This window comes from Flavobacterium indicum GPTSA100-9 = DSM 17447, assembly GCF_000455605.1.
Classification (GTDB): domain Bacteria; phylum Bacteroidota; class Bacteroidia; order Flavobacteriales; family Flavobacteriaceae; genus Flavobacterium; species Flavobacterium indicum.
Genome location: NC_017025.1, coordinates 441,360 through 463,432, shown reverse-complemented (window position 1 = coordinate 463,432; position 22,073 = coordinate 441,360). Strand labels below are relative to the sequence as shown.

Annotated in this window: 17 protein-coding genes and 1 pseudogene; 10 read left to right on the top strand and 8 right to left on the bottom strand. The window is 32.6% G+C overall.

Annotated elements, in window-relative coordinates; translation table 11 throughout:
* Positions 1 to 20: 20 nt before the first annotated feature.
* The 4 genes from KQS_RS01935 to KQS_RS01920 form a co-directional block, all read right to left on the bottom strand.
* On the bottom strand, positions 21 to 1,613 hold the full coding sequence (locus tag KQS_RS01935; protein ID WP_014387525.1) for an SGNH/GDSL hydrolase family protein: 1,593 nt from the start codon (positions 1,611 to 1,613) through the stop codon (positions 21 to 23).
* A 16-nt stretch (positions 1,614 to 1,629) separates the two neighbouring features.
* Positions 1,630 to 2,886 carry an OmpP1/FadL family transporter gene (locus KQS_RS01930; RefSeq protein ID WP_014387524.1) on the bottom strand — a complete coding sequence of 419 codons (1,257 nt, stop codon included), beginning with the start codon at positions 2,884 to 2,886 and terminating at the stop codon, positions 1,630 to 1,632.
* Positions 2,887 to 2,992: 106 nt separating this feature from the next.
* Positions 2,993 to 3,754, bottom strand: a complete 762-nt coding sequence (locus KQS_RS01925) for an alpha/beta fold hydrolase (protein ID WP_041252170.1) — start codon at positions 3,752 to 3,754, stop codon at positions 2,993 to 2,995.
* A gap of 4 nt (positions 3,755 to 3,758) precedes the next feature.
* The gene (locus KQS_RS01920) at positions 3,759 to 4,472 is read right to left on the bottom strand and encodes a pyridoxine 5'-phosphate synthase (protein ID WP_014387522.1); all 714 of its coding nucleotides are present in this window, start codon (positions 4,470 to 4,472) and stop codon (positions 3,759 to 3,761) included.
* A 91-nt stretch (positions 4,473 to 4,563) separates the two neighbouring features.
* Between KQS_RS01920 and KQS_RS01915 the strand changes: the two genes are divergently transcribed.
* From KQS_RS01915 to murI, 8 genes are all read left to right on the top strand, one after another.
* The gene (locus tag KQS_RS01915) at positions 4,564 to 5,223 is read left to right on the top strand and encodes a CBS domain-containing protein (protein WP_014387521.1); all 660 of its coding nucleotides are present in this window, start codon (positions 4,564 to 4,566) and stop codon (positions 5,221 to 5,223) included.
* Between the two features lie 29 nt (positions 5,224 to 5,252).
* Positions 5,253 to 6,137 carry an NAD kinase gene (locus KQS_RS01910; protein WP_014387520.1) on the top strand — a complete coding sequence of 295 codons (885 nt, stop codon included), beginning with the start codon at positions 5,253 to 5,255 and terminating at the stop codon, positions 6,135 to 6,137.
* 107 nt (positions 6,138 to 6,244) lie between these two features.
* The gene (porG, locus tag KQS_RS01905; RefSeq protein ID WP_014387519.1) at positions 6,245 to 6,928 is read left to right on the top strand and encodes a type IX secretion system protein PorG; all 684 of its coding nucleotides are present in this window, start codon (positions 6,245 to 6,247) and stop codon (positions 6,926 to 6,928) included.
* Positions 6,929 to 6,931: 3 nt separating this feature from the next.
* Positions 6,932 to 7,672 carry an isoprenyl transferase gene (locus tag KQS_RS01900; protein WP_014387518.1) on the top strand — a complete coding sequence of 247 codons (741 nt, stop codon included), beginning with the start codon at positions 6,932 to 6,934 and terminating at the stop codon, positions 7,670 to 7,672.
* A gap of 5 nt (positions 7,673 to 7,677) precedes the next feature.
* Positions 7,678 to 10,314, top strand: coding sequence for an outer membrane protein assembly factor BamA (bamA, locus tag KQS_RS01895; protein WP_014387517.1), 2,637 nt, complete (start codon positions 7,678 to 7,680; stop codon positions 10,312 to 10,314).
* 36 nt (positions 10,315 to 10,350) lie between these two features.
* Positions 10,351 to 11,199: an OmpH family outer membrane protein gene (locus KQS_RS01890; RefSeq protein WP_014387516.1), complete on the top strand. Its 849-nt coding sequence runs from the start codon at positions 10,351 to 10,353 to the stop codon at positions 11,197 to 11,199.
* 30 nt (positions 11,200 to 11,229) lie between these two features.
* Positions 11,230 to 11,736, top strand: coding sequence for an OmpH family outer membrane protein (locus tag KQS_RS01885; protein ID WP_014387515.1), 507 nt, complete (start codon positions 11,230 to 11,232; stop codon positions 11,734 to 11,736).
* A 69-nt stretch (positions 11,737 to 11,805) separates the two neighbouring features.
* Positions 11,806 to 12,588 carry a glutamate racemase gene (gene murI, locus KQS_RS01880; RefSeq protein WP_014387514.1) on the top strand — a complete coding sequence of 261 codons (783 nt, stop codon included), beginning with the start codon at positions 11,806 to 11,808 and terminating at the stop codon, positions 12,586 to 12,588.
* Positions 12,589 to 12,603: 15 nt separating this feature from the next.
* Here murI and KQS_RS01875 read toward each other — a convergent pair whose 3' ends face one another.
* The 4 genes and pseudogenes from KQS_RS01875 to KQS_RS14710 form a co-directional block, all read right to left on the bottom strand.
* A complete protein-coding gene (locus tag KQS_RS01875; RefSeq protein WP_014387513.1) occupies positions 12,604 to 13,122 on the bottom strand; it encodes a gamma carbonic anhydrase family protein in 519 nt (172 codons plus the stop codon).
* 48 nt (positions 13,123 to 13,170) lie between these two features.
* The gene (locus KQS_RS01870) at positions 13,171 to 14,178 is read right to left on the bottom strand and encodes a PorP/SprF family type IX secretion system membrane protein (RefSeq protein ID WP_014387512.1); all 1,008 of its coding nucleotides are present in this window, start codon (positions 14,176 to 14,178) and stop codon (positions 13,171 to 13,173) included.
* A 12-nt stretch (positions 14,179 to 14,190) separates the two neighbouring features.
* On the bottom strand, positions 14,191 to 18,819 hold the full coding sequence (locus KQS_RS01865) for a PKD-like domain-containing protein (protein ID WP_394332336.1): 4,629 nt from the start codon (positions 18,817 to 18,819) through the stop codon (positions 14,191 to 14,193).
* 465 nt (positions 18,820 to 19,284) lie between these two features.
* Positions 19,285 to 20,058, bottom strand: a pseudogene (locus KQS_RS14710) (choice-of-anchor L domain-containing protein); the annotation flags it as partial.
* A 96-nt stretch (positions 20,059 to 20,154) separates the two neighbouring features.
* Between KQS_RS14710 and KQS_RS01860 the strand changes: the two are divergent.
* The gene (locus tag KQS_RS01860; protein WP_014387510.1) at positions 20,155 to 21,051 is read left to right on the top strand and encodes a NifU family protein; all 897 of its coding nucleotides are present in this window, start codon (positions 20,155 to 20,157) and stop codon (positions 21,049 to 21,051) included.
* 247 nt (positions 21,052 to 21,298) lie between these two features.
* Positions 21,299 to 22,069, top strand: coding sequence for a mechanosensitive ion channel family protein (locus tag KQS_RS01855; protein ID WP_014387509.1), 771 nt, complete (start codon positions 21,299 to 21,301; stop codon positions 22,067 to 22,069).
* Positions 22,070 to 22,073 lie beyond the last annotated feature (4 nt).

Sequence of the window (22,073 nt, the reverse complement as noted above, 5' to 3'; positions counted from 1 at the left end):
CTTAACTTTTTTTATTATTCTTAGTTTGAAGGAACAATATTAATTCCAGGATAATAAGAAGCATTTTTCAACGGTAAGTTTGCTTTAAAATCACGGTTGATTACTTTAATAATCTCATTAGCAATAACAGCATATCCTCTTGCATTAGGATGCACCCCATCTAATGAAAACAACACCGCCCCTTCCGTTGCAGATCCACTAAAGTAGTTTGCTGTATATAGAGAACCATTTTCAGATCTAATTCCAGAAACTAACTGATTCATTACCGCATTCATATCGGCAACCGCAATAATAGTTTTTCCAGCAGCCGTATTTTTAGCATTAGCAATTGAAATAATAGCATTGTTATAAGCTGTTGTAGCAGCAGCAACTTTTGCTTTTTCTGAAGCAGTTAATACCCATTTATTTGCCATTGGTTGTGTTAAACCTTGAATATTAAATGGAGAAGGATTTGCAGATGTAGTACCTATAACTGAAGAAGCTGGTAAAACAACTAAATCAGCCGAAGTAGTTTGTCTAGCTCTACCGTATAATGCCCCTAAAGTCGCAGCATTAGAAACTAACAATGGATTTCCAGAACCTGTTGCAAATGCAGAAATTTGAGCACTTAAATCAGTTAATTCTACATCATTAATTAATATAGGATTAGGCATTCCATCCGTTAAATTTAACGGAGAAACTCTTCCATTTGTAGCTACAGCTAAAAACTGATACAACTGAGTCAATAAGCCAACTTGTGGATTTGCATTGATAGTTGCATCTGGGATTGGTGCATATGGAACTGTTGTAAAATAAGGAATAGAAGTTACACTTGGAATTGTACAAACCACACCTTTAGCTCCATTTGTAGTTAAAGTGTTAATAATTGTTGAATACACATTTGCAAACACACCACTATTAGTAATATCATTACTTCCATAAGTTGTTACATCTGTATTTCCCGTACTATTGTGATCAGCTGCAGCTGAAGTTCCATTACTAGCAGCACCACCGTTTGTTGCATAAGCTAACACATCATTTGAACCAATCCAATTGGTAAAGAACGTTGGACTTTTAGACATAGCATCACCTAAAACAGTTGCTGTTGGAGTTGTAGCGTGTCTCACAAAATAAGGATTTGCTTGACCTAAAGCTACACCTGCTAAGTTTCCATACCCAGGCGCTAATAAATGGAATGATTTTGCACCAGGCACACCCATATTATTATATGCTTTAGCTTGTAAATTAGACACCTCAATAGTTGATGTCCCTGCAATATTTTCAGGACGCCCTTGAGAAGCATCAATAACTAGACGCGTATTTCCAATTGGATTACCACCCAACATTAATCCTCCTAAATTATTCACATCGTCTGCGTAAGAAGGCTGCGTAAATTCACCACCTCCTACTAATGCAAATTGTTGTGATAACAAATGAGGGTAAGAATTTTCTTGACTACCTCTAGAAACCGTACCATCCATATAACCTGCTGTTAATGAATTACCAACAGCAACATACGTTGAGAAATTAGCTTCTCCAGAAGAATAATTTGCATCTACTGCATTGTCAAATTCTGGCTCACAGCTTGCAAAACCAATTGCTAAAGCTGATAATAAAATATATTTATTTTTCATTTTTGTCCGTTTAAAATTAGAATCCATAAGTTATACCAATACCTGGAGAAAACACTGATGATTTGTACGTACCACCGAATGAAGTATATCCTGAAGTAGTTGTTGGATCATCATAATAATCATAAGAATTGTCTGTTTGGTCAAAGTGTAAGTATAAGAACGAAACATCAATTCCTAATTTATCATTAACTTGATAAGTTAAACCACCTGTATAACCATTAGAATCGTTTCTTGGTGTTTCTGGTGCAAAGTAGCCATCTTGAACTGGGCTTTCATCGAAATACCAACCTCCTCTAACTGTAAATTTATTTGATGCTTTGTATTGCGCTCCTAAACGATAAGTATTCGAATTTTTATAATTTCTTAAATTTTCAGAGAAAACTGGCGTAGAATTTTGATTGCGAATTGTAATATCTAAAGCTTTGTAAACACTCCATTTTGTATGGTTGAAATCAAAAGCGAACAACCATTTATCATTTGGTTTGAATGAAATACCCGCAGTAATTTCAGCTGGTAATGGTAAATCTGCATCAAAAGTACCATCTGTGAACGCAGGATTTAAATTAGCAATATTATTTCTTTGATAATTTGCAGAACCTCCTCTTGCTTCCATAGTAATTTCCGAACGGTAATCAAAACCTAATGTAATTTCTTTCATAGGTTTAAACATAAAACCTACGTTATAACCCCAAGCTGTAATTCCTTTTGCTTCAAGATTTACATTTGTATCTCCTAACAATGGATTAGTTGTTACATTTCTGTTAAAAGTTACAGATCCATTAGCATAAATAGGTCCCCCACCCACACTGAATACATCTCCAATTTTAAAAGACACCGTTGGTTGTACAAAAATTGCTTGTAAATCGATACTATTAACTAAATGCGCACCTTGCCATCCTTTATCCCATTCAACAGCAGAACCATAAGGTGTATAAACAGCTAAACCAACAGAAACCCAATCTTTAAGCTTATAAGTAGCATATACACTGAACGGAGTACCTAAGTTATCTGTTCCTGCTTGCCAATTATAGGTAGAGTTTTGGAATCTAGTTTTAGCAAATAAAGCATTTGCCCCTACTGATAAGTTAAATTTCTTATCTAAGAAAGACATACCTGCAGGATTGAAAAACGCAACCTCCGCACTATTAACAACAGCTACCCCGGTATGCCCCATAGCTAATTGTTTCTGACCCTGAATACTTACTCTATATCCTCCAGCGAACATAGAAGCAGAAACTAAAGTCATTAATGATAAAGAAAATAATTTTCTCATAATTTGAATAATGTTAGTTTATTTTTTTGTTTCAATAAAACTCAAAATTAACACAAATTATGAAAATTACAATTTTTTTAACAAAAATATTATGCGTTCATAATAATTAGCCTAGAAAATTTTTAACTTCGTAAAAAAAGTCCTTTGGATTTTCTGCATGCAACCAATGTCCAGCGTTTGAAATTGTTAGTATTTTAGCTTCAGGAAAATGATAATAAATTGTTTCAAAATCACTATCTAAAATATAATCAGACTTATCACCTCTTAAGAAAAGTACTTTTCCATTAAAAGTTTTATCAAACGGCAAAGCAGCTCCTATTTCATTAATTTTTTCATTAAACACTTTCAAATTAAATCGAAAAGCCAATTGACCCGGTTCTTTCCAATATAAATTTTTTAATAAAAATTGTCGGGTTCCAAAATCTTGAATAAATCTAGACAGCAACTCCTCCACTTCATTTCTTGTAGGTTTCAATGAAAAATCAACAGCATTTAATGCCGCTAAAATTGTTTGATGATGCGGGGCATAATATTTCGGACCAATATCTGCAACAATTAACTTTTTAATAAAGTTTGGGTATTTTGCTGCAAACAACATGGCGATTTTTCCACCCATAGAGTGCCCCAACAAAACAATATCATTTAATTGATAATGATTAATGTATTCTTTTACATCCTCTGTCATGACATCATAGTTAAAATCATCACTATGAAAACTCTTTCCATGATTGCGCATGTCTAAACTATGCACCTGATAGCCTAATTCAGCAAATTGCTGACTTAATGACTTCCAATTATCAGACATTCCTAAAAAACCATGTATAATTAAAAATGGCTTCCCCTCTCCTTCAATCCTAGAATGCAACAACATATTATTTCATTTTTTGCAAATACATATTCACTACATTTTCCAATCCTAAATACAAGGATTCACAAATTAAGGCATGACCAATTGACACCTCTAACAAGCCTGGGATATTCTCTTTAAAGAATTTAATATTATCCAAGCTTAAATCATGACCTGCATTAATTCCAAGACCCAATTCATTAGCTTTAATTGCCGCTGCTACATAAGGCTCAATTCCTTTGAAATTTCCTAAGCCATATTCATGAGCAAAACTTTCAGTATACAATTCAATTCTATCTGTTCCAGTTTCCATAGCGCCTTCCACCATCGCTACAACAGGATCAACAAAAATCGATGTTCGTATACCATTTCTTTTAAATTCAGCAATAACCTCTTTTAAATAATGTTTGTGTGTTATTGTATCCCAACCAGCATTTGAAGTCAATGCACCAATGGCATCAGGAACCAAAGTAACTTGTGTAGGTTTACATTCCAAAACTAAATCAATAAAATTATGTTGCGGATTACCTTCTATATTGTATTCGGTATAAACCACATCTTTTAAATCTCTCGCGTCTTGATAGCGGATATGTCTTTCATCCGGTCTTGGATGAACCGTTACTCCATGTGCACCAAATTTTTGAACATCTTTAGCTACCTGCAATAAATTTGGAACATTTCCTCCTCTTGAATTTCTTAATGTTGCTATTTTATTAATATTAACTGATAATTTAGTCATGGCAATTTATTATTTTTACAAAAATAGAAAACAATCCAACACTATTCCCTATTTTTTAGTTATTTTGCAATAGCATTGAAAAAGTAAAAGAATGACAACTATTAAAGATTTTATCAATAATCAAGTCGAACCCCTACAATCAAACGACTCAATTATTGATGTACAAAATATGTTTTTAGATTTTGAATACACGCATTTTCCAATAATGGAAAGAGAAGTGTTTATCGGATCTATTGGAAGAGATGAGGCCGAAATGTATCCTACAAGTGATTCAATCAATGAACATAAATATGGTTTACACCGTTTTTTTGTGAGAAACAACATGAATTGGTTTGATGTTTTTGAAGAATTTTCTAAAAACAACACCAATATTTTACCCATACTAGACGAAAAAAATCAATACATTGGCTTTTATGAATTAGACGATGTACTACATTTTTTAAATGAAACCACTTTCATAAAAGAAAACGGTGGAATTATAGTAATAGAAAAAGGCACCAATGATTTTACTATTAGTCAAATCTCTCAAATAGTTGAAAGCAATGACGCTAAAATATTAGGTTTATTTATTTCTAACTCAAATGAAGAAACCACTCAAATTACTTTAAAAATAACCCAAAGTAATTTTAATGAAATTATTCAAACTTTTAGAAGATACAATTATACTATATTATCAGAACACCAAGAAGACTCTTACTTAAACAGTTTAAAAGAACGTTCGGATTATTTAGATAAATATTTAAGCATCTAAAAAAACCTGAAAAACCTAATAACAGGAATATGAAAATAGCCATATTTGGACAATATTATCAGAACAACACTCATGAAATTGTAGAAAAAGTAACTCGTTTTCTTAGAGAAAAGTCATGCGATTTATACATCTATGAAAAATTTTTAAATAAATTGCTTGAAAATTCATTTGTAAATCCGAATTTAAAAACCTATTCATGTCATGAAGATTTACAAAATCAATTTGACTTTGTGATTAGTATTGGAGGTGATGGAACTATATTAAGAGCTGCAACACTTGTACAAGATTTAAATATTCCAATTATTGGTATTAATGCAGGAAGACTTGGTTTTTTAGCTACTATACAAGAAGAAAATATTGAATTTTTTTTAGAAAAAATCTACACTAAAGAATATACCATTTCCAAGCGTGCCTTGGTAAACTTACAAACGTCTCCGGAGAACAAAAACATCGGCAACATTAATTTTGCCTTAAACGAAATAACGGTTTCAAGAAAAGATACAACATCAATGATTACTATTGAAACCTTTATTAATGATGAATATTTAAATTCTTATTGGGCAGATGGCTTAATAATATCTACCCCAACCGGCTCAACTGGTTATTCTTTAAGCTGCGGAGGCCCCGTATTGATGCCTACTGCAAATTGTTTAGTCATTACTCCAATTGCTCCACATACATTAACCGCTCGTCCATTAGTAATTCCAGACAATGTAGAAATACGTTTAAAAGTTACTGGAAGAGAGGAACAATTTCTTGTATCAATGGATTCGAGAATTGCATCCATTTCAAATGAAACACAATTAACCATAAAAAAAGCCCCGTTTGAAATATTAATGGTAGAATTTCAAGAAGAACGATTTTTAAAAACCATTCGAAAAAAATTACTTTGGGGAGAAGATAAAAGAAACTAATATAACATTTCACTAATTTCTTCGTTATTTACTCATCTTATAACAAAATTATTTGGTTTAAGATGGTTAGTATTTCAATATTATTATATTTGCAAACTATTTAAAAAATGAAGAAGTTTTTATTTTATACAATTGCTCTGTTTTTGAGTTTTAATTCACAAGCTCAAATTCATGAAATAGGCATTTTTGCTGGGGGAATTAATTACATTGGAGATGTTGGTCCAACAAATTATATTGCACCAAACAATATTGCCTTTGGCGCGTTGTATAAATGGAACAGAAGCAAAAGACATTCCTACAGATTTTCATATACACAAGGAAAAGTAGAATCGAATGATCTTGACAGCGATGCTCCAAATAGAAATTTAAGAGGATTTAAAATAAAAAATAATGTAAAAGAATTTTCTGTAGGTTTAGAATTTAATTTTTTAGATTTTGATTTACATCAATCAGATTTTGCTTTTTCTCCCTATGTTTACTCAGGTTTATCGACATTTATATACAATGAAACCTTTGTAATTAATAAAGAAAGTAAAATTGATTATCAACATTATTCTTTTGCCATTCCAATGACCGTTGGTATAAAAACTAAAATTGCACAACAATTAGTTTTGGGTATGGAAGTTGGTGCTAGGTATACTTTTACAGATAATTTAGACGGAAGTAATCCTAAAAATAAAAATTTTGAAACATTAAAATTTGGGAATTTAAACAGTAATGATTGGTATGTGTTTAGCGGAATTACACTTACCTATACATTTGGTAAAAACCCATGTTTTTGTGCAGATTAAAAAATGAGTTTAGAAAACGAAATAAATAAAGATAATTTACCTAACCATCTTGCAATAATAATGGATGGAAATGGCAGGTGGGCTAAACAACAAGGCAAACTTAGAGCTTTTGGTCATGAAAACGGAACCAAAACTGTAAGGAGCACCGTTAAGACTTGCGCCAAATTAGGCATTAATTACCTCACACTTTATGCATTTTCAACAGAAAATTGGAATAGACCAAAATTGGAAGTAGAAATTCTAATGAAATTATTGGTTAGTGCACTAAAGAAAGAGTTAAAGACACTTCAAGAAAATAACATTCGTTTACAGGCAATTGGCAGTCTTAATCATTTACCTACTGGTGTAAAAAGAGAATTATTAGAAGTGATTGAGAAAACCAAAAACAATAACAGAATGACTTTAACGCTCGCATTAAGCTACGGCTCTAGAGATGAAATCATAAATGCTGTTAAAAACATATCTGAAAAAGTTAAAAATAATATAATTTCAATTGACACTATTGACGAATCAATTATTAATCAGCATCTTTACACGCAGAATATGCCTGATGTTGACTTAGTTATTAGAACTAGTGGCGAACACAGAATTAGTAATTTCTTACTTTGGCAAATCGCTTATGCTGAATTTTATTTCACTGAAGTACTTTGGCCCGATTTCAACGAAGAAGAATTATTCAAAGCTCTATTAAGCTTTCAAAAAAGAGAAAGAAGATTTGGTAAAACCAGCGAACAAATTAAATAATTAACATGTTTAAAAGAAGATTAGTATTTTTATTTGCCTTTGTATTATTAGGTGGAATGTTTCAGTTACACGCTCAAGAAACACAATTAGAAAAAGGAAAAGAATACATATTAGCCGGTATTGAAGTTACTGGAAAAGTTTCTTATAACGAGCAAACTGTAATTACATTTACAGGATTACAAGTTGGAAGTACAATTAGAATTCCGGGAGACGAAATAAGTAATGCTGTTAAAAAATTATGGAAACTTGGCCTTTTTAACGATGTTAATTTCTATGTAAAAAAAATAGAAGGAGAAAGTATTTTCCTTGAATTGAATTTATATGAATTACCTAAATTAAACGAAGTTAAGTTTAAAGGATTAAGAAAAGGAAAAACTGAAGATATTTTAAAAGCAACTGAGTTAAAAAAAGGTAAAGTAGTTAATGAAAATTTAATTACCAACACCAAGAATTACATTGAAAACAAATTCAAAAAGGACGGCTATTTCAATACAAAAGTAACTATTAACACGCTAGCAGATTCAACAGACACAGAAGTTGATATGGTTATTTTTGTTGATAGAGGAAGTAAAGTAAAAATTAGAAAAATTAATTTTACTGGTAACAACGAATTAACGGTAAAAAAATTAAAAAGAAGTTTTAAAAATACGAAGGAGAAAAAAATATACAGAATTTTCAAATCTTCTAAATTCATTAAAGACAAATACAATGAAGATTTAAACTCTTTAGTTGAAAAATACAAAGAAAATGGTTTTAGAGACGCAAGAGTTGTTTCCGAAAACGTTAACTATGACCCAAAAAAGAACAAAATTGACATTAATGTTAATGTTGAGGAAGGAAAAAAATACTATTTTGGAGACATTCGATTTTTAGGTAATACTGTATACAATGACCAAGTTTTAAACAGTATTTTAAGAATTAAAAAAGGAGAAGTTTACAACGGTGTTTTACTTCAAAAAAGAATAGCAGACAACTCTAGCCCTGATTCTGAAGATATTACTAATTTATATCAAAATAATGGTTATTTATTTTCAAACATAAATCCAGTAGAAATAAAAACCGAGAATGATACTATTGATTTTGAAATTAGAATCACTGAAGGCCCAATTGCTTATTTTAATAATGTAACGGTAAAAGGAAACGACAAAACTAATGACAAAGTAATCTACAGAGAATTAAAAACTAGACCTGGTGAAAAATGGAATAAAGAATTAGTTATTCGTACTATTCGTGAACTAGGTCAATTAGGATTTTTTGATGCTGAAGCAATTAGACCTGAGCCAAAAAATGCTGATCCAGCAGCTGGAACAGTGGATTTAGAATGGTCAGTTGTAGAAAAAGGGTCTAGCCAAGTTGAATTACAAGGTGGTTATGGCGCTGGTGGATTTATTGGAACTTTAGGTTTATCATTTAACAATTTTTCTTTAAAGAATATTTTCAAAAAAGAAGCTTACAAACCGTTACCTATGGGAGATGGTCAAAAAATGGCTTTACGTTTACAAGGAAGTAGTTATTTCCAAGTGTACAGTTTATCATTTACAGAACCTTGGTTAGGCGGAAAAAAACCTATTAGTTTCTTTACCTCTTTATCACATAGTAAACAGTTCTTATACAATTATTCATCTAGAAGAACTACAAGAGACCAAAGCTTTAACATATCTTCAATTACAATTGGATATGCTAAAAGATTAACAGTTCCTGATGATTATTTTTCATTATCAAATTCGGTATCTTTCCAATATTATGATTTAAATAATTATAATACAGGATTATTTACCTTTGGAGATGGAGCTGCTCGAAATTTATCATTTACGACTTCTTTAACTAGAGATAACAGAGGATTAAATCCAATATTCCCAACCTACGGTTCAAACATTTCCTTATCTGCTAAGTTTTCTTTACCCTATTCATTATGGAATGGAGTAGACTACGGAAGACTTGCTGAAAAAGAAGAATACAAATTAAAAAACACAGGAAATCCGTATACAAATTCAAATGGTGAATACGTTTATACAGGAGCTTACATAACTTCTACCGGAAGTCCAACTAGTGATTACACTCAAGCAACTGCTGATCAAGCAAAGGTTGACCAAGAAAAATTCAAATGGTTAGAGTTTTATAAAATTAAATTCTCAACTGATTCATACATGAAATTGTTAAAAATTGGAAAACAACCTTTAGTTATGAGAACTAGAGCTGAATTTGGATTCTTAGGAGCTTATAACAAAGACAGAGGTGTAATTCCTTTTGAACGATTTTTTGTTGGAGGAGATGGTTTAGCAAATTATTCTTTAGATGGAAGAGAAATAATTCAATTGCGCGGATATCCAAATAATTCATTATCTTCGTCTGACGGAGGAGCAATTTATAATAAATTTTCATTAGAATTGAGATACCCAATTACTTTGAAACAATCTGCATCTATATATGCATTATCATTCTTAGAAGCGGGTTCTGCCTATAATAATTTTAAAACTTTTGATCCTTTTAAAATACAACGTTCAGCAGGATTAGGTTTACGAGTATTTATGCCAGCATTTGGTTTGTTAGGTATAGATTTCGCTCATGGATTTGATCCAATTCCAGGAGATACAGTAAAAAGTGGATGGCAAACTCACTTTATTATTGGACAACAATTTTAATAATTGGCACGATAGTTGAATTCAAAACTATAACATATGAAAAGATATTTTGTTTTAATTTTTGCCCTAAGTTGTATAGTTACAACTGCTCAAAAAACTACTAAAATTGGTTACATTGATATGGACTATATTTTAGAGAAAGTACCTGAATATGCAGAAGCAAAAAATCAGTTAGAGCAAAAAGCAAATACTTGGAAACAAGAAGTTGAAACAAAAAAAGCTGAAATTAATAAATTAAAAGAAAGTTTAGCTTCAGATCGAGTTTTACTAACAAAAGAATTAGTGAATGAAAAAGAAGAAGAAATTAAAACTTTAGAAAAAGATTTATTTGATTATCAACAAAAAAGATTTGGTCCTCAAGGAGATTTAATTATTCAAAAGGCCGCTTTAGTTAAACCAATTCAAGATCAAGTATTTAATATTGTTCAAGATATTGCAGCTAAAAGAAATTATGATTTCATATTTGACAAATCTTCAGATTTAACAATGCTTTACACAGCTGAAAGATTTGATATAAGTGATTTTGTTTTGAGAGAATTAGAAAGAGCTGGTAAAAAAGTAGAATTATCTAAAAAACAACAAAAATTACAGGATCAAAAAGACAAAAAAGAATTTGACGATACTGAAAATCCGGAAGCTGTAAAAAAAGAAAAAGAAAAAGAAGAAAAACTAATTGCAAGTAAAGAAGAAAGAGAAAAAAAGCTTCAAGAACGCAAAGATTTAGTTGCCGCTAAAAAGAAAGAAGCTGATGAAAAAAGAGCAGCATTAATAAAAGAACGCGAAGAAAAACGTCAAAAATTAATTGAAGAGCAAAAAGCTAGAAAAGAAGCATTAAAAAACAAAATAACTGAAGAAAAGAAAAAAGAAGAACCAAAAAAAGAATAAATTAAATAACCCTTATTAAAATTAATAAAAATGAAACAATTAAAGACTCTTATTACTGCTTTAGTATTATTTGTAGGAACACAATTCGCAGTGGCACAAACTAAAGTCGGACATATTAATGTACAAGAATTAATGACTGCAAGTCCAGCTATGAAAGCCGCTGAAGCACAAGTTAAAAAACTACAAGAAACGTATGATGTTGAATACAAAAAAATGGTACAAGAATACCAAACAAAATTAGCACAATACGAAAAAGAATCAGCAACTGTAGGTGATGCAGTAAATCAAACTCGCTCTCAAGAAATGCAAGATATGGGAGCAAGAATTCAAAAATTTCAAGACAATGCTTCTAAAGCTTTACAAGATAAAGCAATTGAATTACAAAAACCTATTATGGAAAAAGCGCAAGCTGCTATTCATAAAGTAGCTAGAGCTAAAGGAATTCAATATGTTTTAGATTCAACTTTAGGTGGTGGAGTTATTTTAGCTGATGGACCAGATTTAATGGCTGATGTTAAAAAAGAATTAGGATTTTAATTTTTTAAAATGTAATTTAACTGCTCATTCTTGTTTTAAGATTGAGCAGTTTTTTTTTACTTTTGTTTTATGAGTAATTCTAATCCTATAGGCCTTTTCGATTCTGGCGTTGGCGGTACATCTATTTGGAAAGAAGTACATTCTTTGCTTCCAAATGAAAATACTATCTATTTAGCGGATAGTAAAAATGCTCCTTACGGACAAAAATCAAAAGAAGAGATTATACATTTAAGCAAAAAAAATACAGAATATCTATTAAATCAAAATGCTAAATTAATTATTGTTGCTTGCAATACTGCTACAACAAATGCAATTAATGAATTAAGAGCTACTTATCATGTACCTTTTATTGGAATAGAGCCAGCTATTAAACCTGCTGCACTACATTCAAAAACACATACAATTGGAATATTAGCAACTAAAGGAACGCTTAATAGTGAATTATTCCATGAAAATGTAAAAAAATACCACAATATAAAAATTATAGAGCAAATTGGATTTGGATTAGTTGAACTTATTGAAAATGGCGATTTAAATTCAAATAAAACAACACAATTACTTCAAGACTATCTTCTTCCTATGGTAGAACAAAACATAGATTATTTAGTACTTGGATGCACTCATTATCCTTATTTAATTCCACAAATTAAAAAAATTATTCCCTCTCACATTAAAATAATTGATTCCGGAGAAGCGGTAGCAAAACAAACTAAAAAAATTTTAGAAGAAAAAAACATCAGCAACACAGAATCAAATGATACAACCTATCACAAATTCTACATCAACAATTCTCCTGATGCAATGCAAGATTTAATTGGGAAACAATATAAAATAACACAAAAAGAATTTTAAGCGCTTTTAAGCACTTTATTTTTCATCTTTAAACCAACTTGAGTACATCACATAGTTATTGGAAATACGGTCTATTTCTCCAGCAAAATCGCTAGCATTTAACTCTTTTACTTTTTTAGCAGGTATTCCAGCATAAATCACACCACTTTCTACATGCGTATTTTGAGTTACAACACTACCAGCAGCTATTATTGAATTACTTTCAACTACTACACCATCCATCAAAATAGCACCCATTCCAATTAAAACATTATCATGAACTGTACAACCGTGAACTATTGCGTTATGTCCTATTGAAACATTATTTCCAATTATAGTAGGATGTTTTAAATAGGTACAATGAATAACTGCACCATCTTGAATATTAACTTTATTTCCAACGGTTATAGAGTTTACATCTCCTCGTACAACGGCATTAAACCAAATACTGCATTTTTCTCCAAAAGTAACTTCACCTACTATTGTAGCATTTTCGGCTATAAAACAATCTTCAGGAATGGAAGGATATTTCCCTCTTACTTCTTTAATTATCATAGTAATTAGAATTATAAAAAAATCCCGAATGTATCGGGATTATTAATATTAGTTTACAACTGCTGGACAGTTACAATCATATGGTTTATCTTTACAGAATACATTTATACCTAAAGTTAATTGATGGTATCCTGCATTATCAAATTTCACATTTCCTAAAACATGATTATAAGAATAAGCTAACATAAATTGTTTGAAATTAAGACCTACAAATGGTGTAATCCATTGTAATTTTTGATCATTAGCAACACCACCGTCTAAATATTGAGCGCCATCAAAACTTGTTCTATAAGACAAACCTCCCCATAACTTACCAAATTCCATGCCTTTATAAATTTTTGCATTTAAATCAATTGCTTTTTCTCCAGTCTTTTCTGTATATTGAAACATAAAAGACGGCTCAATTAAAATTCTGTCTTCATTACCAAAATCAGCACCAACACTCCAAAGATATTTTCTTAAATTATCAGACTCAATTCCTGCAGAATATATTTCTCTTCTTTGATTAGAAATAAAGTTTTTCACTGTTACGTGAGTAAAAAAATCAAGATAATGGTATGACACACCTAAATCCATATTAAAATAAGAATCTTTTTGTGTAAATCCACCTCCAACGATAACTGGATCGAAAGTTGTAAATTCAGATTCATCTAATCTACTTTGTATAAATGCACCACTTAAACCAAAAGATAACATATTTAAATCTGCAGTAGATCTAGAAAACATTAAATGATGAGCATAAGTCAATTTTGCTCCAGATTGTGAATGGTATCCATTTTTATCATTAAAAGCTATAAACCCAATCCCTGATTTTTGATCTTCACCTAAAGATGTATTAAAACTTAAAGTCTGTAATGCTGGTGCATCTTCCTGTCCAAACCATTGTTGTCTCCCTGTCAATCTAACTTTACCACAATTTGAAGCACCTGCCATTGATGGGTGAATTAAATAATAATTATCTGTTAAATAATCCGTATAAACAGCAATTCCTTCTTGTGAATATGAAAACTGTACGGCGAATAATAGACTTAAAAATAAAAATTTATTAAATTTCATAATAATTGGATGTTATCTCTTTAATGAAAAATGTGCTTTAAATTGTTTTTGTTGTTCGTTTTCTGTGTAATCAACCGAGAACCAATAGTCTGTTGAAGGTAAGTCTTGTCCATTAAATTTTCCATCCCATCCTTCTCCTAGTGGATCTATTTGCTTGATTAATTTTCCATAGCGGTCAAATATATAAATTTTTGCGTTATGTTGTGCATTTAATCCAACAATATTCCATCTATCATTATAACCATCACCATTTGGCGTAAAATAATTCATATAATCTATTACTAAAACAGTATCCTCTAAATAGGTACATCCCTCTAAATCTCCTACTGCAACAACATGTTCGCCTGCCTCAACATTTGTAAATACATTCGAATCTTGCCATGCTCCCCCATCTAACGAATACACCAAATTCCCTGATCCCGGCTGTGTAACTGTTACGGTAATCGTTGCATTCCCCGTGAAAGCATCTGTTACTGTTGTTACAAATGAAGTCGCAGGATATACAATAGTAACATTCGCCGTTGCTGTTCCTTCACAGTTAGTAACTATATCTCTTACTTCAACCGTATAAGTACCCGCTTGATCAGCTGTGTAATTTGGACCTGTTGCTCCTGCAATCGGAGTAGTACTACCATTAAAGAACCATTCAAAAACATGACCCGCTGCTGGAACTCCTGATTGTAATGTATACGTTTGATAAGTTGTTCCTGTTGATTGATTCACACAAATATGACCATCCTCTAAATCAGGTGTAGGTGCCGGATTTACCAACACAGTATAATAAACCGTAGTACCACTACATCCATTCAAACTCGGCGTTACAGCATAAGTAACGGAACCTTGAACATTACCCGTTACAGACAATGTTTGTGCAATAACAGAACCAGAACCAGCACTCATTCCTGAAACTCCTGAATAAGACGAAATAACCCAATCAAATGTTGTACCTGGCAATGATGCGCCTAATACAATATTGGTTGCTGTTCCACTACATATAGGTAATTGTGGTAAAACCCCAAATATCTCTGACCTTGGACTAACTGTAATAACTATCGTTTGTGGCAGACCAACACATCCATTCTTAACAGGAGTAACTTGATAAGTAACCGTACCTGAAGCAACTGGACTTGTTGTTGTAATTACTTGGTTAATTGAAGAACCTGTCCCTGATGTAGCTCCCGTAACAATTGCACCTGTTTGATTTGTTATCACCCAGTTAAATGTAGTACCTGTAATATTACTTACTGAATTAATCTGTACCATCTCCCCTGAACAGATTGAATCATCTACAGCTGTTACTACAACATCTGGAATCGGATTCACTTGTATTGCAACTGATATAGGATCTCCATAACAATTGTTTGCAAAAGGTAATACCGTATAAGTTACCGAACCTGTATTAACTGCATTAAGTAAATTTAAACTTTGAGAAATAGTACTTCCTGAACCTGGCTGAACTGTTGCTGTATCTAAATTTGAAGAAGCAACATTCCATGTAAATGTCGTCCCTGGAATAGTACTATTTAATGTTATTGCAGTTGTATCACCATCACAATAAGTCAAATTACCTGTAAAACTAGCAACCGGTTTGGGTGTCACATTTACTTGAACAGTAATCGATGGACCTGAACAACCATTAGCTGTTGGAGTAATGGTATAAATCACAAATCCATTTGAAATACCTGTAGCAGTTAATGTTTGAACTATGGATGATCCCGAACCGTTTGTAGCACCACTTACTCCTGATTGCGTAGTAACAACCCAATTAAATGTTGTGCCTGCAACAGTACTAAATAAATTAATGTTACTACTTGTTCCAGAACAAATGGTCTCTCCTACTGGATTAGATGTAGCAACTGGTATTGGGTTAACAACAACCGTAGCGCTACCTGTTAAGGTATTACTACACGCTGGAACAGTACCACTTACTATACTCACCAATTGATAAACTGAATTTGAAGTTAAAACTGGAGTAGTCAAAATAAGCGTTCCAGAAGCTGGAATAACCGCCGTTTGATTCAAACCTCCATTAACCGTATAAGTTACCGTTGCATTTGGTGTACCAGTAATAGTAACCGTACCCGATGTATTTTGACAAATTGTACTTCCTGTTATACCCGCTGTTGGTAATGGCAACACATTTACTGTAACCGTACCTGATAATGGTGTAACACAACCATTAGCAACACTAACTAAAGTATAAATTGATGAGTTCGTTAATGCTGGCGTAGTCAACGTAGCCGAACCCGAACTATTTAAAACAATCGTTTGGTTCGCTCCATTATTAACTGTATAAGTTATCGTAGCATTTGCACTACCTGTAAATGTAATTGTTGATGTACCTCCTGAACAAATAGTAGCTGGCGAAACAGCAATAGTTGCTGTTGGTAAAGACGTAATGGTAACAGTAGTAGTTGCTGGAACCGAAGCACATCCCGCACTTGCTGGAATTGTATAAGTAATCGTATAAGTACCCGGTACACTCGTACTTGGTGTTATAGCTCCCGTTGTAGCATCTAATGTTAAACCTGCTGTAGAAACAAAAGTTCCTCCTGTATAAGCATTAGTTCCTGTTAACGTTACCGCTTGAGGCGCTGTACTATTATTACAGAATGGTGTACCTGCATAAGATATTGTAGCCGTAGGCGCTCCTGTTATGGTAACAGTAGTAGTCACTGGAACCGAAGCACATCCTACACTTGCTGGAATTGTATAAGTAACCGTATAAGTACCCGGTACACTCGTACTTGGAACAATCGCTCCCGTTGTAGCATCTAATGTTAAACCTGCTGTAGAAGTAAAGGTTCCTCCTGTATAAGCATTAGTTCCTGTTAACGTTACCGCTTGTGATGCTGTAACTGTTGTACAATAAGGTGTACCCGCATAAGAGATACTTGCCGTTGGTGCAGCTGTTACAGTAACAGTAGTAGTTGCTGGAACCGAAGCACATCCCGCACTTGCTGGAATTGTATAAGTAATCGTATAAGTACCCGGTACACTCGTACTTGGTGTTATAGCTCCCGTTGTAGCATCTAATGTTAAACCTGCTGTAGAAACAAAAGTTCCTCCTGTATAAGCATTAGTTCCTGTTAACGTTACCGCTTGAGGCGCTGTACTATTATTACAGAATGGTGTACCTGCATAAGATATTGTAGCCGTAGGCGCTCCTGTTATGGTAACAGTAGTAGTCACCGGAACCGAAGCACATCCTGCACTTGCTGGAATTGTATAAGTAACCGTATAAGTACCCGGTACACTCGTACTTGGAACAATAGCTCCCGTTGTAGCATCTAATGTTAAACCTGCTGTAGAAGTAAAGGTTCCTCCTGTGTAAGCATTAGTTCCTGTTAACGTTACCGCTTGTGATGCTGTAACCGTTGTACAATAAGGTGTACCCGCATAAGAGATACTTGCCGTTGGCGCAGCTGTTACAGTAACAGTAGTCGGTGTTGGAATAGTAGGACAAGCCCCTACTCCATTTGGAAGATAAGTTATTGTATAAGTACCTGGTAAACTCGTACTTGGTGTAATAACACCTGTAGTTGAATTTATTGTTAAACCAACAGGAACAGCGGTATAATTAGACGCGCTTGTAGCACCAACTAACGTTGGAGCATAAGTCGAAACATCTGAAGTACACAACGGTGTAGTATATGAAATCGTTGATGTAGTAGGTGAAGCAACTGTAACTGTTGTGGTATATCCTGCTGCTGCACATCCACCGCACGCAGGATAATTAATCGTAACTGTATAAGTACCAGGCAAACTTAATGCCGGTGTAATTACCCCAGTTGTAGCATCAATAAACAAACCTGCTGGTGTAGCTGAATACGTAGGAACATTTAAAGCACAAGATCCAGAACCAGCTGTAGTCGTTGTAAATATTGGCGCATAAGTTGAAGCATCTGTTGTACAAAAATCAGACGGCGAATAAGACAATGTCCCCACAACTTGCTGAGAAACTGTAATCGTAACACTACCCGATTGTGGATTGGTACAACCTGGAGGTAAAGTAATCGCAGCACTTACTAAGCTATAGGTCGTAGTCGAAGTAGGTGAAACCGTAACAGTACCATTACCCGAAGCATCTAACGTTAATGTAAAATTAGTAGTACCATCTGTGTAAGTAATCAAAGCACCTGGAGTACCTGTAAATGTTAAATTCGTTGAACCACCATTACAAATACTAGCCGTACCCGAAATAGTCACTGTAGGCTGTGAAACAACCTGCAATTGAAAAGATGTCGTTGTAAAATTCGCAGCATTTGACGACTCTTCCAAACGAATATAAATAGTCTGTGGATTAACAGTATTTGTAAATGAATTGGTCGGCGAAATCGCATTTAAATCACCATTTGCATCCGATAACGAAGTATGGTAAGTAACATTATAGTTCGCCGGATTATTTGAACCTAAAGCAATGGGCGTTTGTGGATCTAAATTAAAGGTAGCAAAACCATCATTACTAGAATCATCACAAACTACTAAATTAGGAGGAGTTGTAACTGTGCATGGCACTTGAAGAAGTGTTACTGGTACAGATTCCCTACAAGTAGCTCCAGTAACAAAACTTTCTGCACCAAAATAAACTATCTGCCCACTTGTTCCTGGATATGCACCCCACTGAGCAGAAGGAATCATGTTTGTATTATTAATCGCATCTGCTTGAGTTAGGTAAAATCCATAATCAAAATCACTAATATTATTTGCACCAAAAATTGTAGTTAATACAGAATTTAAATTATAAAGTTGAGGAGTGACATTATTACAAATTGTTAAACTTGGTGGCGTTACGAAATTGAAACTTGGAAAATATTCTACTATGATACAATCAGTTTGAACACATGCTCCAGGTGAACCAATAATTGAAGCAGCAACACAATAAGTCCCTGCTGAAGAGACGGTAATTGAAGGCGCATTAATTCCCAAATCTACTCCATCTTTCGTCCAAACAAAATTAAAATTAGTAGGATTTAAGCCCGTACTTATGACTTTTGATTGACCTGGACATAAAGCTGTACCATTAGCAATAGTCATATCTCCGGTTTGCACACCAATTCCTAGAGGAAACGATATTTCTGCCGTCCCAACATTAAAACTACCTCCTTCTATAAATACAGCTGAATCGAAAGAAGTATCACTATAATCACCAATTACTAATTTTATCGTGTAATTATGTCCAGGTACTACTGTAGCTTCTGCAGTAAAAGGAACTGTAAATCCTCTCATATTCATTTCAGTTTGAGCAACAGGCAAACTTGGAGAATATTCATCAAAATAAATTTGATTCACTGAAGGACAAGCTCCATTATATGCAGCATCTCTAATATTAAGCACTGAAACAGGAGTAGAAGTACCAGGAATTACCGCTAAATTTTGAGATACACCAGTTGTTAAATCTGTTAAAATAAAAGCAAAAACATCTCCAAAACCACATTGAAATGTACCGTATTCATTTGAAGCAAAAATAAAATTGAAACTAAAATTATCCGTGAAAGGTGTAAAATTGAATTTAATATACGAAACATCATTTATAGAGCCTGTTTGACCATTGGCATTACTTATTGCCTGCAATTCTGCATCTCCAACATTAGAACAAACAGAAGACATATTATTCCCTGAATAACTTCCAGAATTAAAATTAGCATTTCCAGTTCTAATAATTACTCCATTATTAAATGCAAAATCAGACCCTGAATATTGGAAATAACCAATTCCACAATCCCCCTGCGAAGTAAAATTACTAACCTGTGCACATGTAGAATTAACCAATATATTCTGCACTAATTGAGGCACAGTGTAAGTAGAAGTATTAACAACTATTTGCCCCTTAGTGACAAAAACTGCAAATAAAAATAATATAAGCGTAATTTTTTTCATAACTATAATTTAGTTGTGTGTTAACTTTTTTATAATCTTCAAATATATAAACTTTAGTTTAAGTACTATTTGTATCTTTGCGGAAAATATGTTAAAATGAATAGAATATCGATAAAAAACACAAATAATCCATCAATTGTTAAATTTGAATGGGACGAAATGCTGACTAAAGGGAAAAATTACGAATTTAAGAATATAGATGAAACTTCAGAATCACCCTTAGCCAAACAATTATTTTACTTACCTTTTGTTAAAACAGTTTACATCTCCGGTAACTTCATCGCAATTGAAAAATTTTCAATAGTAGAATGGGAAGACGTTCAAACAGAAGTAGCCAATCAAATTGAAGAATACATTACTTCTGGTGGCATAGTAATTAATGAAAATACTTTGGTAAAGAAAAATCCAATTACCATTTACGCTGAGTCTACACCCAATCCTGCAGTAACAAAATTCGTTGCCAACAAAATGCTAACCAAAGTTGCTGTTGAATGTAAAAACATTGACGAAACCAAAGCATCACCTCTAGCAAAAGACTTATTTAGTTTTCCTTTTGTTAAAGAAGTTTTTATTGATGAAAACTATGTATCGATCACAAAATATGACATTGCAAGTTGGGAGGAAATCACATTCGAACTTCGCAACTTCTTAAAACAATATTTGGAACAAACAGATATTGTAGTTGACGAAACTTTAATTGAGAAGACTGATAATTATAAAATTCAACAAGAAGAATATTTCGAAAATTTAGATGTTACTTCACAACAAATCATCAATATTTTAGAAGAATATGTAAAACCAGCCGTACAAAGCGATGGTGGAAATATAACTTTTAATTCCTATGATGAGCAAGCTAACATTGTAAAAGTTACACTTCAAGGCGCATGTAGCGGGTGCCCTTCTTCCACATTTACTTTAAAAAATGGAATTGAAAATATGTTACGTCAAATGTTAAACAACAATACTATCATAGTCGAGGCTATGAATGGATAAAACCACTAGCTATCATTGAAAATTTAAAATAAAGTTTTATTTGCTAGAAGTCTATGAAGTTTTATCAGCTATATGATAAGTTAAAAGAAAATAATAAGCAAGCTGTAGTTTATACAACTAATTTCTACAAAACATTCATTCGGCTCCAACACTATTACGTACGAATCGAAGACCTCTAAACTAAAAAACTTTTTAAATTAAATAAAAACCAGCACTCCGAAAGGAGTGTTTTTTTAATTACAAAAATATGACAACGACAGAAATTGAATTATATTTTAAACACATTAAAGATTTAATCTTAGATTATTCCCCAAAACTAGTAGTTGCTTTAGTAATATTATTTGGAGGATTATGGTTTACTAGTTTCGTTACTAAAACAGCCAAAAAATTAATGCTCAAACAGAATGTAGAAATCACCTTAACAAATTTCTTAGGTAACATAATTTTTTGGACATTACGTGTTATGTTGTTTATTACTGTAATTTCTAAATTAGGAGTAGAAACTTCATCTTTTGTAGCTATTTTGGGAGCAGCAGGTTTAGCTGTTGGATTATCACTACAAGGATCACTATCTAATTTTGCAGGAGGAATTTTAATTATTCTTTTTAAACCTTTTAAAGTTGGTGATTCGATTGAGGTTCAAGGGGAGCACGGAAAAGTTGAAGAAATTATGATTTTTTCAACCAAAATAATTACTGCAACAAATCAAGTAGTTTATATTCCAAATGGATTACTTTCAAATGGAAAAATTAAAAACTACACACAATTAGGAACCAGACGAGTAGATTTAGACATTATGACGAACTACACGAGTGATATTAGTGGATTGAAAGCTAAGTTAGAAAAAATTGCATCTTCTCACCCATTACTACTAAGTAATTCAAAAGCAGAAGTATACATTAATCATTTCACAGATACAAATATTCATTTTACAGTACGAGTATGGACAGAAAACGTTCATCATATGCAAGTAAAATCAGATATACTTGAACAGACTAAAGATTTAGTTCAATTATAAAAAA